Below are 16,512 nucleotides of genomic sequence, written 5' to 3'. Positions count from 1 at the left end.
CCTCCGGTGGGTGCCCCACGTCGGCGACATGGGGCTGGTACCGGAGAGGAAGGCCGCGTGGCCGATCTGTCAGCGGGCTTGGCCCCCTGTTTGCAGGGTGGGAACAACCCGCAGCAACAGCTGGCCGTTGGCCGGCACGACCACGTGGCGCTCCACCAATGCTGCGCGTAGCGCCGTCGCATCGGCGGGCACGCGGGCTTGCAGCTCGATGCCGGCGCCCTGCGGCAGGGCCACCCGGCGCACGGGCTGCTGGTGCTGGGCAAACACGGCCTGCAGTTCGGTCGCCCAGGCGGCGGGGTCGGCCGCCTGGACCTGCTGGACGGCGATCGCGCCGCGCCACTGGGTGGCGCCGTCGTCCGCAGGGGGCAGAGGCTGCAGGCGCAGCAGCACGAAGGTCATGCCCAGTGCCGTGGCCAGGGTCGGCAGGGCCAACCACCCTCGCAGGTTCAACCAGCGCTGCGCCAGCACGTGCCAGCGCGACCGCCGGCCTGTGGCCTGGAAGGCGCCGGCAGCGCGAAGCCGCTGGATCAGGGCCTCGTCGGCGGCCGCGACCGTCTGCCCGCGGGCCAGGGCCTGGGTCTGCTGATCGGCCTGCAACTCGTCGAGCAGCAGGCGGCGCAGCTGCCGCCCGGCGCGGCTGCTCGGATCAGTCGCGCCAGGCTCGGCGGCCTCACCGCGCAGTGCGGCCAGCAGTCGGTCTTGCGTGTCGGGCTTCATGCATCGCTCCCGGTCTTGGGCTTGGCCTGGCCCCGCTTGGGCGCCCAGTTGTGGGTGCGGCCGCCCTCCAGGCAGTGGCGCAGCAGGCGCATCAGCGCCGCGCAGCACTGACTGAGGTGCTGGCGGATGCCGCCGGGCTGGCGGCCCATGCTGAGGGCAATCTCCTCGTCCTCATAGCCCTGGGCCAGCAGCTCGATGCAGGCGTAATCGGCCGGGGCCTCCTGCTTGTAGCGCGCAAGCTGGCCCAGCAGGCAGCGCGCCAGGATGGGGTCGGAGGCCTGGGCATCGGGCATCTGGGCCAGCCAGGCGAGGGTGTCGTCGGCAGATTCGTGGGCGGGCGGGGCCGGTGGCGGCGCGAACACGGCGCGCTCCTTCGCCTGGCGCCCCCAATGCGCCGCGATCTCGTGCTGGGCGATACGCATCAGCCAGCTGTGGAAGGCCTCGGGCGCGCGCACCGCATGGGCCTGGGTCACGACTTTGAAAAAGATCTCGCTGGCCAGGTCTTCACGCTCGCGGGCATCAACGCCGGCCTTGACCAGCGCCGCTTTCAACAGCGGACGGTAATGCCGCATCAGCGCTCGGGCGGCCCGCTCGGCCACGATCCCGCCTTGCGACAGGGCTTCGAGAAAGGCCAGGGAATCAAACAGAGGACGCTGCATGCAAATCGTGCGGGGCGCTGGAAAGTTGCTTGGCGAAGGAAGATCGTGTCGGGCGCGAATTGTCAGCGCGCCGGTCTGGCAGTGTCGCGTGGCAACATGCGCGCCAAACATCTAGGGGGGGCCGCTGTCGAAGCGCGGCTGCAGAGCATGACGGCAAGCACGTGCTGCAGGAGGGGCTTGGGACTGATGATCCTGGGTGTGGCCTGGGCGGTGGCCCTGGCGCAGGCGTCCACCAACCCGGTGCCCGTGGCGCAGGAGGAAGTGGAGATCGTCCGCCTCATGGACGTCGGTCAGCCCGCTGACGCACTCGCTCTGGCCGTGCGAGCGCTTGCGCAGGCCCGCAGGGACTGGGGCGAACGCGACCCCCGCAGCATCGCACTGCTGGCGCTGCAGAGCTCTGCGCTGACGGAGCTCGGCCGTCCTGCCGAAGCCTTGCCTCTGCGGGAAGAGGCCCTTGCCCTCAGGGCCGAGGTGCATGGTGCGGACGATGTCCGCACATTCGAGGACGGCACCATGCGGCTGATCTCTCTGGCGCAGCTCGGACGCCTTGCGGCGGTGAAGTCCGACGGGAAAGTCCTGTTGGCGCGACAGGAGCGGATGCTCGGGGCACAGCATCCGGCCACGCTGGGCACCTTGATGACCCTCGGGGTCACGTTGACCTGGCTGGGCGAGTGGCAGGAGGCCCTGCACGCCCACGAGCGCGCCTTCAGAACCCACCTGACGGTGAGCGGAGCGCTGCATGCCGACACGCTGAGCGCGCAGTCCAACTATGCCGTGGCACTGTTCGAGATGGGGCGCCTGGCCGAGGCCGAGCCCATGGCCCGCGCTGCCTGGCAGGGGCGCCTCAAGACCTTGGGCGCAGCCCATGGCGATACGGCCCTGTCCTTGACCAGCTACGGCAGCATGCAGAAGGCCGCTGGTCGGCTGGCTGCGGCACTCGCCAGTTTTGAAACGGCCGACCGCCACGCGCAGCAAGCCCTCGGCCCATCTCACCCCTATGCGCAGGTGGCGCGGGTGAACCTGGCCAGCGGCCTGATCGACGACGGGCAGACGGCCCGCGCCACGGCTCTGCTCACCGGTTTGCTGGCGCACTTCGAGCGCAGCGGCAGTGAGCTCAACCCCTATGCTCTGCGCGCTCATGTGCTGATGGGGCAGGTGCTGGCCCGACAGGGGCAATGGGTGCAGGCCGAAGCGCATGGGCAGGCGGCCGTCCGAGGGCACGAGGCGCTCGGGCAGTCAGGCAGCAAGTATGGCCGTGAGAGCCTGCTAGGCCTGGCGCGGGCGCAAGCCGCGCTTGGTGACCGGCCGGCAGCCATGGCCACCCTGCGCCAGGTGATCGAGACTGTAGAGCGACAGCGGCTGCACACCACCGAGCTGCCCGATGCCTTGAGGCGCGTGTGGCTGCGCAGCATGATGGACGGCTACCAGCCCCTGATCGCGCACCTGCGCGAGAGCGGCAACGATGCGGAGTCGCGCGAGGCGTTTCGCCTGAGCGAGACGCTCAAGGCCCGCGTGCTTGTCGAGCAGATGGCTCAGGGAGACGCTGCCGCGCAGGCCGCCCTGCCGCAGGCGGACCTCACCGCGCTGCGCCAGCAGCAGGCCGAGCTGGCTGAAGCCAGTGCTCTGCTCGCCAAGGGCGTGCCGGCTGCCGAGCGTCCCGCCCTGCTCCACCGCGCCACGGCACTGAGCCGGGCCCTGTACCAGCGCCAGGCCGAATTGGCTCAGGCCTCCCCCCGCTACGCGCAGTTGACACGACCACCCACGCTCGGCGCCACTGAGGGTGCGCGCCTGCTGCAGGCCCATCAGCGCTATCTCAGCTTCATGCTTGACGCCAGACAGCAGCTCAGTGCTGCCGTGCTGGCGCCCACGGGCGAGTTGCGTTGGGTCGATCTCGGCGCTCAGCCGGACCTGGGGCCGCAGGTGGAGCGTCTGCGCCAGCTCGTCTCCGGCGAACGTCGGGATGCCAAGGCCCTTACCGAGCTCGGCGCCGTGCTGTCGGCCCGGCTGTTGCAGCCCCTGGCGGCCCACCTGCCTGTCGGCAGCCAGGTCCTGATCGCGCCGGATGGCCCGCTGTGGCTGCTGCCCTGGGACGCGCTACCCTGGCAGGGGCGCCCCTGGGGTCAGACCACCCAGCTTCAACTGGTGCACAGCCTGGCCGTGCTGCAGCGCGTGCAGGAGCGCCTCGTCGCGCGCAGCGAGGCCTCGCCGCTCAGCCTGCTCGCCCTGGGCGCCCCGAGCTATCCGCTTGCGCTGGCCGGAACCGATCGCGGCCGCGTTGGCCGCCGCTCCAGCCTGCTGCGCAGCGGCCAGACGGCCGAAGAGGGCGCCGCCTCGCTGGCCGCGTTGAGCTGGCCGCGACTGCCCTTTGCCCAGGTCGAGATGGACCAGGTAGCCGCGCTCTTCCCCGCCGGGCAAGTGCAAAAGATCCAGGGCGACGACGCCACCGAGACCCGGCTGCGCGCGCTGTCCGCCACAGGAGAGCTGGCCAGGTTCCGCTACGTACTCTTCAGCGCCCACGGCTACTTCGACCCGCAGCGACCGGAGTTCTCCAGCCTGGTCCTCAAGCCCGACGGTCACAGCCCCGAGCGAGACGGCTTCGTCTCGGTGCCCGAATGGTTGCCGCTGCGCCTGGGCAGCGAGCTCGTCGTACTCTCGGCCTGTGACACCGCCCGTGGGCGGGTTGTCAGTGGAGATGGGCTGGTGGGCTTGTCTTACGCCCTGATGGTGGCCGGCAATGCCAACACGCTGGCCACGCTCTGGCCGGTGGCAGACCGTGAGACCGCATGGTTTGTCAGCCGCTTCTTTGCCCGCGTGCGTGCTGGCCAGCGCCATCCGGAGGCCCTGGCCCAGACCAAGCGCGAATTCATGCAGCACCGCGATGCACGCCTGCGCCATCCGCGGCACTGGGCGGGCTTTGTGCTTTACGGGGCCTGACGATGCAACGCCGCGACGCCCTCGCCGCCCTCTGCGCCTGGCCCGCACTGGTCAAGGCCGGCCCCCGCATCGCGCATGCCTTGCTGGTGGGCGTGAGCGTCTACCCCCGGCTGAACGGCAAGGCCTTGCCCGGCGCCGCCAACGACGTGGCCCTGATGGCGCGCACGGTCGAGGCCCTCGGGGTGGCGCCTGAGCACCTCACACGCCTGGCCGAGGACGCATTGCCGCCCACGCGGGCCCGAATCGTCGAGGCGCTGGCAGCCCTGGCCGCCAGCGCCCGGCCGGGAGATTGGTTGCTGGTCTACTTCTCAGGCCACGGGGCGCAGGTTCCGGCGCGCAGCGGCCGGGAGGGCGACGGCCTGGATGAGGTCTTCCTGCCGCGCGACACCGAAGCCTGGGATCCCGAGCGCCGCGAGGTGCGCGGAGCCCTGCGCGACAAGGACATCGCTGCCGCCCTGCATCGCATCAGGGCACGCGGTGCCCACGTTTGGGCCATCTTCGACACCTGCCATGCGGCCGACATGACACGCCAGGCGGGCTCCGGGCGCGGCCCGTTGTGGCGCTTCGCCAGCCCTGCCGACTTGAGCATCCCGCTGCCACTTTGGCTCAAGCAGTGGCAGCGCGGCCTCTCGGCCTCGCCCCGTCGCCGCACTGCCACGGTGCCAGGCCATGGACAGTTCGTCGGCTTCTACGCAGCGCAGGAGGGCGAGGGTGCGATCGAAGAGCGCCTGCCTGACCCGGCTGCGCCCGCCGAGACGCGCCTGTACGGTCTCTTCACCCACCGGCTCGCGCTGGCGGTGCCGCAATGGCTGGCCGAGCCGCAGACTGCCACCTTTGCCAGCCTGGCCGCCGGCGTCCGGCAGGGCTACGGCGACAGGCCCTTCCCGACGCCTGAGTTCGTGGGAGCACTGGAGCGCCGACCCGACCTAGGAAGACCCTGAACATGAACCTGCGCCGTCTGAACCACCTCGTGCTTCCAAGTGTCTTGCTGGTGGTCGCACGGCCTTCTCCCGCCCATGCTGATGCCGAACTGATCACCCGCGTCAACGCGCTGCAGGCTCAGCGCGAGTTTGCCAAGGCCGAGCGTTTGGTGGCCGAAGCTCTGGTCGCCCAGACTGCACCGCTGCAGCGCGCCGACCTGCTGCTGCTGGCGGCCAAGGTCCAGGGCGAACTCGGGCAGCGCAAATCGGCCGCCGACAGCGCAGAGGAGGCCTGGCGCCTGCGTGAGGCGCAACTCGGCCAGCAGGCGGCGCCGACCTTGGCTGCCTTGAACGAGTTCGTGGGCCGCTGTGGTGCTGCATACCGGGGTGGTGCCTGCCTGGAGCCGGCGGCAGAGGCCGTGCGCCGGGCCGAGCAGACCTTGTCCGCAGTGGGCAGCGACGATGCCGGGGCTCAGCTCGCGGCCGCGCTGAGAGCCCAGGCCCTGGTCCACAACGCGGTCGGCCGGACCGCCCAGGCCGTGCCGATCCTGGAGCGCGCCATTTCGTTGTGGCAGGCGCATGGCGGTCTGGATCGCCATGCCGAACACATCTTCAGCGCTCAGACGGGGCTGGCCGTGGTGCTCGGCAACCTGGAGCGCCCGGCGCTGGCACTTGCGCTGCTTGATCAGTTGCTGCCCAAACAGCGCCAACACCTTGGAGACGAAGCGAAAGACGTGCGCGCCACGCTGAGAACACGCGTTCGCATGCTCAACGCCTTGGGCCGCGTCGATGAAGCCGCTGCGCAGGCGACCGAGATGGTCGAGCTGAGCTCGGCGGCGATGGGTGCCCGACACCCAACGACCCTGGACGCGCGCCAGCAACTGGGCGTCGCTCTGATCCAGGCCGGCCAACCCAAACAGGCAAGAGCCGTGCTCGACGCCCTGGCCATCGACGCCCAGGCGGTACTGGATCCCGACAGCCACCAGGCCTTGCAGGTGCGGTATTACCAGGCCCTGGCCCTGCGCCTGTCCGGCGAGTGGGGTCGCAGCGCCGCAGCCTTGGCGGCCGTGTTGGCTGACGCCAGCGCCCTGGGGCCCGAGCACCCCGACCAAGTGACCTTTGCAGGGGTGTATACCGAGAGCCTGCTTTGGGCCGCCCAGGCCGGGCCGGCCGAGCTGCTGCTGGCCGGCGTCGGAAGCCAGACCTCCGAGCAAGCCGTTGCTACGGCCCTTGCACAGCAGGCGGCACTGATCGATCGGATGACCCAGCAGCTCGGCGCCCGGGACCGGCGAACCCTGATTGCGAGGGTCAACCTCCTGCGGCACCGCTTGATGCTGGGCCAGGCGCCCGCACTGGACGAGGCCGCCCAATTGCGCGATGCCATGATCCAGGTCTACGGAGCCGACCATCCGACCACGTTGAGTGCTCGCTCCTACTACTTCGAGACTTTGGCCCGGCAGGCCCGCGCACCCGAACTGACGCGAGCCATCGACGGTCTGCGCGAGGTGCTGGCCCTGCGGCTGACACAGCTCGGCCCGCGTCATGAAATGGTGCTGGCCAACCGAAGCACCTTGGGGCTGCTGCTCGCGCGGCGGGGTGAGCCTGAGGAGGCGCTGGCACAACTCGACGCGCTCGCCACGGGCGTTGACGCCTTGCGGCGTTCCTTGGCCCCGCTGGGCGCCGCCGTTCAGGCCCAGACCGTCGCAGCCTATCAACCGGGGCTCGCTCGCCGGGTGGAATTGCTGGCAGGCGCAGGACGTCTGGAGGAGGCCTTCGTTGCGTTGGAGAACCACAAGGGCCGCGCTCTGCTGGCACAGATGACCCGCCAGCAAGCGCTGGATCGGGCAGCCGAGTTGGACCTGCCCGACGACCTGCGTGCGCGCTTGCGCCGCCTGGCAGGGCAGGTGAACCACTTGACCAGCCAGGCTGGCGCAGCCACCAGTCGCGAGCGCCGTGAGCCTTTGCTGCTGGAGCTCACCGCGCGGCAATTAGCGCTCGACACGGCGCTTGCTGAGGCTGCCCGCCTGAGCCCGCGCGTGGCGCGCCTGCTGGACGTGGCGACGGATCCGATCGCCGCCGCCCGGCTGCTGCCAGCGCGCGCCGTGCTGGTGCACTACCTGCAGGGCCCGGATCATCAATGGTCGGCTCTGCTGCGGCGTGCCGACGGCGCCACGCGCTGGGTGGCACTGCCCGACGCAGGCCCGGGCCTCGCCGCCGATATTGACGCTCTGCATCGGACACTGGCCCAAGGTCCGGCCTCAGAGAAGCAAGGGGGTGACCTCCGTGCCCGGCTGGGCCAGGCCCTGCTGGCGCCCCTGCAGCCCGCACTGACAGCGTTGGGCGAGCCGCGGCATCTGCTGGTGTCGCCCGATGGCCCTCTGGCCGTCCTGCCATGGGACACCCTGACCGTTGCGGGCCGCCCGGCCTTGGCGCGATGGGCCTTCAGCCAGACGCCATCGGTTTCAGTGATGGTGCAAGGCACCTCGTCCACGGCACGGGGCTCGGCGTCTGCGCCAAGCCGCCCGGCCCTGCTGGCCCTGGCGGCGTCCAATGTCGGCGCGGTGGGCGGCACCACCTGGTCTGCCTTGCCGTTTGCAGAGCTTGAGGCGCGCCAGGCCACCGCTCTCTTCCGCACCCAGGGCGCCCTGGCTTTGAGTGGCGCCGATGCCAGCGAAGGCCGGCTGCGGCGTATTGCGGGCAGCGGCGATCTGTCGCGCTACCGGCAACTGCTGGTGGCTGCCCATGGCAGCTTCGACGCCCGCCGACCACAGGCCCAAGCGATGGTGTTGAGCCCTGAGGATCCTGCGGACCCCCAGCGCGATGGCCTGTTGACGGTGGCCGACTGGTTCGCCCTCCCGCTGCGGACCGATCTGGTCGTGCTGTCAGGTTGCGACACCGCCCAAGGCAGCTTGCTGGCTGGCGAAGGCCTGATCGGCTTCGCCTATGCGCTCAATGTGGCGGGCAACCGCAATCTACTGGCCACGCTGTGGCCCGTCAGCGATGCCGGTGGAGCGCAGTTCGTAGTGGCGTTCCTGCGGCGCCTGAGGGCTTTGCCGACCGAACTGCCCGGCGCCGCAGCCATCACGCATGCCCTGGCCACAACCAAGCGGGCATTCGCAGCTCATCCCGACCCACGGCTGAACTCGCCGAGGGTCTGGGCGGCCTACACGTTGATCGGACAGTAGGTTTTTGACAGGGCACTGAACCTCAACGCCGGGTCTGTCGACCCGCATACAGCAGCACTCTCGGGCCCGCTAGCTGCTTGCCAAACGGCCTGTCCATCATGCAGAGCGATCCGGACTGGGCCTCTCAGCCCTCCATGCGCTGCTGGAACACCAACCCCGCGTGCTCGCGCAGCGCGTGGAACTTGATGCGCGGCCAGTTCTCCTGCATCGCGCGCAGTTCGCCGGCGTACTCCAGCAGCACGGTGGGCGCGTTGACCGCGTCCCAGGCTACGCGGTGGGCGTTGTGGTCGATGAAGCGGCGCAGCTCCTTCTCGCCACTGCCGGGCTGGCCCTCGGCGTCGTCGCAGGTGACCCAGCGCGCCACGTTGTAGCGGGCCGGCGCCACGCGGGCCTTGCAGCCGTACTCGTGCTCCAGGCGGTGCGCGACGACCTCGAACTGCAGCTGGCCCACCGCACCCAGCAGCAGCACGCTGCCGGCCTCGGGGCGGAACACCTGGATGGCGCCTTCCTCGCCCAGCTGGCGCAGGCCCTCGCGCAGCTGCTTGGTGCGCAGCGGGTCGGCCACTTCCACCGAGCGGAACATTTCCGGCGCGAAGAAAGGCAGGCCCGTGTACTGCAGCGCCTCGCCTTCGGTGATGGTGTCGCCCAGCTGCAGCACGCCGTGGTTGGGGATGCCGATGATGTCGCCGGCGAAGGCCTCGTCCAGCAGCTCGCGCTTCTGGCTCATGAAGGTCACCACGCTGTTGGGGCGAAGCGTCTTGCCCGAGCGCACCACCTTGAGGTTCATGCCGCGCTCGAAGCGGCCCGAGGCCACGCGCAGGAAGGCGATGCGGTCCCGGTGCGACGGGTCCATGTTGGCCTGGATCTTGAACACGACGCCGGTGAACTTGGGCTCCTCCGGCTTGACGGTGCGCTGCATGGCCTGGCGCACGTCGGGCGGCGGGGCCAGCTCGACGAGGGCGTCCAGCACTTCCTGCACGCCGAAGTTGTTGACGGCCGAGCCGAAGAACATCGGCGTCTGCTTGCCGGTCAGGAAGTCGCCGTGGACGAACTCGGGGGCGGCCTCGCGCACCAGCTCGATCTCGCCCTCGGCCTGCTCGTACTGCATGCCGAAGCGCTCCGCGTAGGCCGGGTTGTTCAGCCCTTCCAGCACTTCCTCGGTGCCGGCGGCGCGGTCCTCGCCACCGGCGAACACGCGCATGCGCTGCTGGCGCAGGTCCATCACGCCGTGGAACTGCTTGCCCATGCCGACCGGCCACGTGAAGGGCACGACCGTCATGCCCAGCTCCCGCTCGATCTCGTCCATCAGCGCCAGCGGGTCCTTCACCTCGCGGTCCATCTTGTTGACGAACGTGAGGATGGGCGTGTTGCGGGCGCGGCAGACCTGCAGCAGGCGCCGCGTCTGCGGCTCGACGCCGTTGGCCGCGTCGATGACCATCAGCGCCGCGTCCACGGCGGTCAGCACGCGGTAGGTGTCTTCCGAGAAGTCCTGGTGGCCCGGGGTATCCAGCAGGTTGATCACGCAGTCGCGGTATTCCATCTGCATGACCGACGAGGCCACGGAAATGCCGCGCTGCTTTTCGATCTCCATCCAGTCCGACGTGGCATGCCTTGTGGCCTTGCGCGCCTTCACCGAGCCGGCGATCTGGATGGCGCCGGAGAACAGCAGCAGCTTTTCCGTCAGCGTGGTCTTGCCGGCGTCGGGGTGGCTGATGATGGCGAAGGTGCGGCGGCGGCGGACTTCCGTCTCGATGCGGCTGGCGATGGGTTCGGACATGGGGTGCTTCTGGCGGGCTAACCCGCGATTATCCGTGGCCCGCCCGTGCAGGCCGCTGTGTCGGCGCCGCCATGGACGGGGGCGGGTGCGCTGGCTAGAGTCGGCCGCCAGTGCCCGGCGAAAGCACCGGTTGCCCGATCACTCTGGAGGGAACACCCATGCTGACGAACTTCAGGTCCTTGCGTGTGCAGCTGGTGCTGCTGGCCGTGCTGGCCCTGCTGCTGGGGTTGCTGACGCTGGCAGCGGCCAACTACCTGACCGCGCGCGGCCAGGTGCTGGAGGGCTTGCAGAAAAGCACGCTGGACCTGGCGCAAGCCCAGGCTCGCGCCATCCAGGACTGGGCGGCCGGCAAGACGGCCGTGGTGCGCTCCACGGCGCCCGCCGCGGCGCAGGCCGACCCGGTGCCGGCGCTCGTGCAGGCCCAGGTGTCGGGGGGCTTCGACAACAGCTACATCGCCTACGCGGACAAGCGCATCGTCTTCAACGCGCCGCAGAACCTGCCGCCCGGCTACGACCCCACCGGCCGGCCCTGGTACCAGCTGGCCGCCGGCGCCAGCGGCCCCGTGCTGACGGCGCCCTACAAGGACGCGGCCACGCAGCGCATGGTGGTGACCTTCGCCGTGGCGCTGAAGGAGGGCGGCGCGACGACGGCGGTGGCGGCGGGTGATGTGTTCCTGGACAACGTCGTCAGCATCGTCAAGTCCATCCACCCCACGCCGGCCAGCTATGCCTTCCTGACGGACAAGGACGGCAACTTCATTGCCCACCCCGACCTCAAGCGCGGCGGCACGCCCGCCCGCGAAGCCGTGGCCGGGCTGACCGTCGAGGGGCTGCAGCAGCTGGCCAGCGCCGGCCGGATGCAGGCGGCTGACATCGACGGTGTGCCCCACGAGTTGCTGGCCACCGCCGTCAAGGGCACGGACTGGGTGCTGGTCATCGCGCTGCACCGCGGCGAGGCACTGGCCTCGCTGCGCGGCCTGGCGCTGAGCTCGCTGCTGGCGACGGTGGTGGTGCTGGTGCTGGCCGGGACCACGATGGCCGCGCTGGTGGCGCGCAAGCTGCAGCGGCTGGCCCAGCTCAGCGCGGCCATGCAGGACGTGGCCTCCGGCGACGGCGATCTCACGCGCCGCGTCAGCGCTGCCGGCGACGACGAGCTGGCCGAGATCGCCGCAGGCTTCAACACCTTCGTCGAGAAGCTCAGCCACGTGCTGCGCGAGATCCGCGACGGCAGCGAATCGGTGCGCACCGCGTCGCAGGAGATCGCGCTGGGAAACCAGGATCTTTCCGCCCGCACCGAGCAGACCGCCAGCAGCCTGGAGCAAACCTCCAGTTCCACCGAGCAGCTGACCGACACGGTGCGGCTCAACGCCGAGCGGGCCGCGCAGGCCAACCAGTTGGTGGGCGCGGCGTCGCAGGTGGCGGGCCGCGGTGGCGATGTGGTGGCGCGCGTCGTCACCACCATGCAGGAGATCAGTGCCAGCTCCACGCGCATCGCCGACATCATCGGCACCATCGACGGCATCGCCTTCCAGACCAACATCCTGGCGCTGAACGCCGCGGTCGAGGCCGCCCGCGCGGGCGAGCAGGGCCGCGGCTTTGCGGTGGTGGCCGGCGAGGTGCGCACGCTGGCCCAGCGCAGCGCCGAGGCGGCCAAGGAGATCAAGGGGCTGATCTCGGTGTCGGTGGAACGGGTGGAGAGCGGCGCGCGGCTGGTGCACGAGGCCGGCGAGACCATGAACGAGATCGTCGTCTCGGTGGGCCAGGTCACCGGCATCATGCAGGAGATCGCCGCCGCCAGCAGCGAACAGAGCGGCAGCATCGCCGAGGTCAGCCAGGCCGTCGGCCACCTGGACCAGCTGACCCAGCAGAACGCCGCGCTGGTGGAGGAATCGGCTGCGGCGGCCGAGGCGCTCAAGCAGCAGGCCGAGCGCCTGGCGGCGGCGGTGGGCGCGTTCCGGCTGGCCTGACCCCGGTCAGGGTGCTGCGGCCGGCCGCAGCAGCGGCAGCGCGTCCAGCCGGCGCTCGATGTCGGCCAGCATGCGGCGGTAGGGCGGCGCGCCCACGCCGCCGTAGGCCTGGCGGAACTCGCGAGCGCCCAGGAACTCCGGCAGGTCGGACACGTCGGGCATCACGTCGGCCGCGCGCACGCCCTGCGCCAGGCGCCGCTGCAGCGCCAGCGGGTCGCGGCGAGCCAGCAGCCCCAGCCGCGCGCCGGCGCGGTCGGCGGCAATGTCGTTGAAGCTGAAGCCGCTGCCGTGGCGCAGGTCGGCAACTTCCTTGTAGACGCCGATGGCATCGGCCAGCGGCCCGCCGCCTTCCAGCGCGAGCACGGCGGAGATCAGGAAGTGCTGGGCGAAGTCGTCGCGGCCGGTCAGCGTGATGGGCAGGTGCTGCGGCTGCGGGGCGGCCTGGATGGCCGGCACCAGGTCGGACAGCTGCCGCCCGGTGACCTGCAGCGCCAGCGTCAGCAGGGCCGCGCGGTTTTCCGCGAGCGGGTCGTTGCCGCCGGCGCTGCGCTGGCTGGCCAGCGTGAACAGCGAGGTCAGCAGCTGCTCCAGCGGCAGAGCCTTGCCGTCACCGCCGGCCGCCGCATGGGCCTGCATGGCGCCGCTCAGCGCTTGCGCGTAGGCGGTCAGGCGGGTCTGCTCGGCGGGCGGCAACAGCGTGCCCAGCACGCGGCGCAGGCTGTCCTCGCCCCAGGCATAGCTCACCTCCAGCCGTGCCGGCTGCAGGCGCACCTGCCGCACCATGCTCAGTGCCAGCGCGCCTTCCGGCGTGCTCTGGCGGGCACGCTCGGCCAGCACGCGCAGCAGTCGCGTGGCGACCCAGCCGGGCACCGGCAGCCGGCCTACGGTGAGGCTGTCCACGGTGGGCAGGCCTGGGGTCTCGCGCAGCGAGGCGTCGATGTTCAGCCAGGCCGTGACGGCGCTGTACGGCAGCGGCAGGCTGGCCTGCACGCGGGCGCTGCCATGGCCCAGCGCCACCCGGGCCGTCGCGCCGGCGGCGGCGCGGCGTGCCAACTGGCCCAGCATCAGGTTGGCCTCGCGCTCCGAGGTGACGAGCGTGCGCAGCGGGCCGGGCGCCGGCTGGCGCGGGTCGTTGCGGCGCAGGAAATCGCGGGCGCGGGCGATGTCCGCCACCGACACCTCGGCGGCGGCCGGCCAGCGCGGCGCGCTCTGCAGGGACAGCGCGAGCGCAACCACGCTGCCCACCACCAGCGCCAGCGTGAGCCAGGCCAGGGCCTGGAGGCCGCGCCGCAGCGCGCTGCGCGGGCGGGGGCTCACTCTTCCAGCAGACTTCGCAGCATCCAGGCCGTTTGCTCGTGCACCGTGATGCGCTGGGTCAGCAGGTCGGCCGTGGGCTCGTCGCTGGCCTTGTCGACGGCGGGGAACAGCGCGCGCGCGGTGCGGGCGACGGCCTCGTGGCCTTCCTTCAGGATGCGCACCATCTCCATCGCCTTGGGCGGCGTGGCGGGCGCGTCGGGCAGGCCGCTGAGCTTGGCGAACTGCGCGTAGCTGCCGGGCGCCGCATGGCCCAGCGAGCGGATGCGCTCGGCCACCGGGTCCACGGCGTTCCACAGCTCGGTGTACTGGGCCATGAACATCGCGTGCAGGCTGTTGAACATCGGCCCGGTGACGTTCCAGTGGAAGTTGTGAGTGGTCAGGTACAGCGTGTAGGTCTCGGCCAGCAGCTTGGACAGGCCGGCCACGATGGTGGCGCGGTCCTTGTCACTGATGCCGATGCTGAGGGTGGGGGCGGCGGCGGATTTCTTGGCCATGCATTTGCTCCGTTTGGCGATGGCGCGAGCCTAACGGATGTCCCGTGACCGCATCGGACTCGAAAAAAAGCCCGCCGGCGCGGTGCGCGGGCGGGCCGGTTGGCTGAAGGGGGGCCGGGGTCAGGCCTTGCGGCGGCGCGCCACGAAGCCCAGCACGCCCAGGCCCAGCGCCAGCATGCCCCAGGTGCCGGGTTCCGGCACGGCGACGGCCACGCCGTCCAGTGCGTAGATCTCGGCGGAGCTGATGGAGTAGCCCTTGTTGGTCAGCGTGTCGACGTTGGTGTTCCAGCCCATCGCGTCGAACGCGGCGATGTCGTTGCGCGTGACGTTCTCGGTGTGGCAGGGCGAACCGGTCGGGTCCATGATGCCGACCTGGCGTGTGCTCTGGAAGCAGCCGGGCGCGTCGGGGTCGATGAAGCCGATGTTGTCCTTCCAGTGAGAGGCCTGCGCGCCGTCGCCGGAGTAGGCGCCGGTCGAGAACGTGGCGGGCTGCTGGAAGGCGTCGTCGCCGCGGCCGAACATCGTCTTGCCGTCGATGGAGAAGTACGCGTCGCGGTTGGCCGACCATTGCAGGACGGCCTTGCCGTCGGCGCCGACCGAGTTGCCATAGCGGAACAGGTCCAGCGTGCTGCCGATGGCGAAGTCGGTGATATCGGTCGTGCCGAAGGCGCCTTGCTCGAACAGGTCGGCCAGCGGGCCGGTGCCGTGGGCCAGGATGTCGAAGGTGTCGGTGCCACTGACGAAGCCCAGCGCGTGGCCCAGCTCGTGTACGGCGACGGCGGTGAAGTCGTACTTGCCGGCGTCGATGCCGTTCGTCGGGTTGTAGTCGAACGCGAACTGGTTGCTGAACTGGATGCTGGCGTCGTACTTGTTCAGCGATCCGACCTGACCGGTCAGGCCCAGCGCCTTGATGACGGACTGGTTGACGTCCAGGTAGTTGTTGATGCCGGCGTTGCCGGCATGCAGCGTGGTGGCGTTCGGCAGCAGGCCGACCTTGTTGACGGCGTCCAGGTAGGCGTTGGTACGCATGCTCAGGCCGCCGCCGGCATTGAGCTTGGACAGATTGGCCACGGCGACGGCGTCCAGCGCCGTCGTGCCGGTGCTGGCCAGGCCCTGATAGACGTCGGTCACGGCGACGATGCTGGAGTAGCTGCGCGTGGAACCCAGCACGCCTTCGTCCAGCGCGTTGAAGCCGATCTCGATCTTGACAGTGACGTTGTTGGTCAGCGTCTTGTTCCAGTAGTTCGCGGCCTTCTGGAAGGCCAGCAGCGCCTCCGCCCCATTGGGCGAGGTGCCGAAACTGTTGGTCGGATCGACGAGCACGATGTCGAGGGCGACAGCCGGTGCGGCGCAGCTGATGGCGGCGGCAGCGGCGAGCGCATGCAGGAGACGGGTACGACTCACGGACAACTCCCAGGGGTGGTGAGAACAGAGGAAAAGCGGTGCCGCTTGCTCGGCGCCGAACTGATCCACCAGAATAAAACCGTGATGAAACGTGAAGTGCGTCACGCCCCCGCGAGCCGGGGGGCGGGTTTGCACCGGTCTGCGCTCAGCTGAGGCGTTTGACGCCACTCAACTCGCAGGCGTAGACGGCGTTGCGCAGCGCGGCGATGGCCTCGTAGCGTGTGAAGCTGCGCCGCCAGGCCAGCACCACGCGGCGCGTGGGCACGGGGGCGCTGAAGGGCACGAAGCGAAGGTGGGCCGACGGATCGCGCGCCACCGAGAGCTTGGGCACCACCGTCACGCCCATGCCCGAGGCCACCATGTGCTTGATGGTCTCCAGCGACGAGCCCTCGAAGCTGCGCCGTATGCCCTCGGCATCGCTGGCGAAGCGAGCGAATTCGGGGCAGACCTCCAGCACGTGGTCGCGGAAGCAGTGGCCCGTGCCCAGCAGCAGCATGGTCTCGCGCTTGAGCTCTTCGGCCGAGATGTTGGCGCGATCGGCCAGCGGGTGCGCCGCCGGCAGCGCGACGACGAAGGGCTCGTCGTACAGCGGGGCCGTGGCCAGGCCGGTGTCGGGGAAGGGCTCGGCCATGATGGCGCAGTCCAGCTCGCCGGTGCGCAGCATCTCCAGCAGCTTGGCCGTGAAGTTCTCCTGCAGCATCAGCGGCATCTGCGGGTACTGCTCGATGGTGTTCCTGACCAGTTCGGGCAGCAGGTAGGGACCGATGGTGTAGATGATCCCGAGGCGCAGCGCACCGGCCAGCGGGTCCTTGCCGCGCTTGGCGATCTCCTTGATGGCACCGGCCTGGTCCAGCACCGACTGCGCCTGGCGCACGATCTCCTCGCCCAGCGGCGTCACGCTGACCTCGCTGCCGCCGCGCTCGAAGATCTTCATGTCCAGCTCTTCCTCCAGCTTCTTGATCGCCACCGACAGCGTGGGCTGCGACACGAAGCAGGCCTCGGCCGCGCGACCGAAATGGCGCTCGCGGGCAACGGCGACGATGTAGCGCAACTCGGTCAGGGTCATGGCGAACAGACAGCTTCAGGGAAAGGACCCGAACGCTACACTGCCGCCGCCCCACGAGGGCTCCAAGGGTTT

At 70.3% G+C, this 16,512-nt stretch carries 11 protein-coding genes and 1 pseudogene; 4 read left to right on the top strand and 8 right to left on the bottom strand.

All coding sequences use genetic code 11. The features are described 5' to 3' along the window. Positions 1-69: 69 nt before the first annotated feature. The 3 genes and pseudogenes from ACG0Z3_RS04835 to ACG0Z3_RS04825 form a co-directional block, all read right to left on the bottom strand. A complete protein-coding gene (locus tag ACG0Z3_RS04835; protein WP_394395810.1) occupies positions 70-717 on the bottom strand; it encodes a hypothetical protein in 648 nt (215 codons plus the stop codon). Further along, positions 714-1,139 (bottom strand): hypothetical protein, encoded by a 426-nt coding sequence (locus tag ACG0Z3_RS04830; protein ID WP_394396256.1) that lies wholly within the window; start codon positions 1,137-1,139, stop codon positions 714-716. The genes ACG0Z3_RS04835 and ACG0Z3_RS04830 overlap by 4 nt, the downstream gene beginning before the upstream one ends. 9 nt (positions 1,140-1,148) lie before the next feature. After that, positions 1,149-1,289: pseudogene (locus ACG0Z3_RS04825) on the bottom strand (hypothetical protein); the annotation flags it as partial. Between ACG0Z3_RS04825 and ACG0Z3_RS04820 the strand changes: the two are divergent. Genes ACG0Z3_RS04820 through ACG0Z3_RS04810 form a run of 3 tightly spaced genes read left to right on the top strand, consistent with a single transcriptional unit; the run spans position 1,281 to position 8,415 of the window. Beyond that, the gene (locus tag ACG0Z3_RS04820; protein WP_394395809.1) at positions 1,281-4,310 is read left to right on the top strand and encodes a CHAT domain-containing tetratricopeptide repeat protein; all 3,030 of its coding nucleotides are present in this window, start codon (positions 1,281-1,283) and stop codon (positions 4,308-4,310) included. The pseudogene ACG0Z3_RS04825 and the gene ACG0Z3_RS04820 overlap by 9 nt on opposite strands. Before the next feature lie 2 nt (positions 4,311-4,312). Next, complete coding sequence (locus tag ACG0Z3_RS04815) at positions 4,313-5,251, top strand: caspase family protein (protein ID WP_394395807.1); 939 nt, start codon at positions 4,313-4,315, stop codon at positions 5,249-5,251. A 2-nt stretch (positions 5,252-5,253) separates the two neighbouring features. After that, complete coding sequence (locus ACG0Z3_RS04810; protein ID WP_394395806.1) at positions 5,254-8,415, top strand: CHAT domain-containing tetratricopeptide repeat protein; 3,162 nt, start codon at positions 5,254-5,256, stop codon at positions 8,413-8,415. 124 nt (positions 8,416-8,539) lie between these two features. Here the strand turns inward: ACG0Z3_RS04810 and ACG0Z3_RS04805 are convergent, their stop codons facing one another. After that, positions 8,540-10,192 carry a peptide chain release factor 3 gene (locus tag ACG0Z3_RS04805; protein WP_394395805.1) on the bottom strand — a complete coding sequence of 551 codons (1,653 nt, stop codon included), beginning with the start codon at positions 10,190-10,192 and terminating at the stop codon, positions 8,540-8,542. Between the two features lie 158 nt (positions 10,193-10,350). Here ACG0Z3_RS04805 and ACG0Z3_RS04800 point away from each other — a divergent pair, with 158 nt between their 5' ends. Beyond that, complete coding sequence (locus tag ACG0Z3_RS04800) at positions 10,351-12,159, top strand: methyl-accepting chemotaxis protein (protein WP_394395804.1); 1,809 nt, start codon at positions 10,351-10,353, stop codon at positions 12,157-12,159. A gap of 6 nt (positions 12,160-12,165) precedes the next feature. On the opposite strand, the gene ACG0Z3_RS04795 is transcribed toward ACG0Z3_RS04800, so the two are convergent. The 4 genes from ACG0Z3_RS04795 to ACG0Z3_RS04780 form a co-directional block, all read right to left on the bottom strand. After that, on the bottom strand, positions 12,166-13,476 hold the full coding sequence (locus ACG0Z3_RS04795) for a hypothetical protein (RefSeq protein WP_394395803.1): 1,311 nt from the start codon (positions 13,474-13,476) through the stop codon (positions 12,166-12,168). Next, positions 13,473-13,970, bottom strand: a complete 498-nt coding sequence (locus ACG0Z3_RS04790) for a Dps family protein (RefSeq protein WP_394395802.1) — start codon at positions 13,968-13,970, stop codon at positions 13,473-13,475. The genes ACG0Z3_RS04795 and ACG0Z3_RS04790 overlap by 4 nt, the downstream gene beginning before the upstream one ends. Before the next feature lie 120 nt (positions 13,971-14,090). Then, entirely contained in the window at positions 14,091-15,374 is a 1,284-nt protein-coding gene (locus ACG0Z3_RS04785; protein WP_394395801.1) for an NF038122 family metalloprotease, read from the bottom strand. Positions 15,375-15,519: 145 nt separating this feature from the next. Then, positions 15,520-16,440 (bottom strand): hydrogen peroxide-inducible genes activator, encoded by a 921-nt coding sequence (locus tag ACG0Z3_RS04780; protein ID WP_394395800.1) that lies wholly within the window; start codon positions 16,438-16,440, stop codon positions 15,520-15,522. Positions 16,441-16,512 lie beyond the last annotated feature (72 nt).

The sequence above is a fragment of the Pelomonas margarita genome, assembly GCF_043555875.1.
GTDB classification, from domain to species: domain Bacteria; phylum Pseudomonadota; class Gammaproteobacteria; order Burkholderiales; family Burkholderiaceae_C; genus Pelomonas; species Pelomonas margarita.
Note: the sequence above shows the minus strand (reverse complement) of the source record. Positions and strands in the feature narration are given on the sequence as shown.

Coding starts and splice junctions, on each gene's coding strand:
- ACG0Z3_RS04835 (WP_394395810.1), bottom strand. CDS start 717: ATGAAGCCCGACACGCAAGACCGACTGCTGGCCGCACTGCGCGGTGAG.
- ACG0Z3_RS04830 (WP_394396256.1), bottom strand. CDS start 1,139: ATGCGTATCGCCCAGCACGAGATCGCGGCGCATTGGGGGCGCCAGGCG.
- ACG0Z3_RS04820 (WP_394395809.1), top strand. CDS start 1,281: ATGCCGCATCAGCGCTCGGGCGGCCCGCTCGGCCACGATCCCGCCTTG.
- ACG0Z3_RS04815 (WP_394395807.1), top strand. CDS start 4,313: ATGCAACGCCGCGACGCCCTCGCCGCCCTCTGCGCCTGGCCCGCACTG.
- ACG0Z3_RS04810 (WP_394395806.1), top strand. CDS start 5,254: ATGAACCTGCGCCGTCTGAACCACCTCGTGCTTCCAAGTGTCTTGCTG.
- ACG0Z3_RS04805 (WP_394395805.1), bottom strand. CDS start 10,192: ATGTCCGAACCCATCGCCAGCCGCATCGAGACGGAAGTCCGCCGCCGC.
- ACG0Z3_RS04800 (WP_394395804.1), top strand. CDS start 10,351: ATGCTGACGAACTTCAGGTCCTTGCGTGTGCAGCTGGTGCTGCTGGCC.
- ACG0Z3_RS04790 (WP_394395802.1), bottom strand. CDS start 13,970: ATGGCCAAGAAATCCGCCGCCGCCCCCACCCTCAGCATCGGCATCAGT.
- ACG0Z3_RS04780 (WP_394395800.1), bottom strand. CDS start 16,440: ATGACCCTGACCGAGTTGCGCTACATCGTCGCCGTTGCCCGCGAGCGC.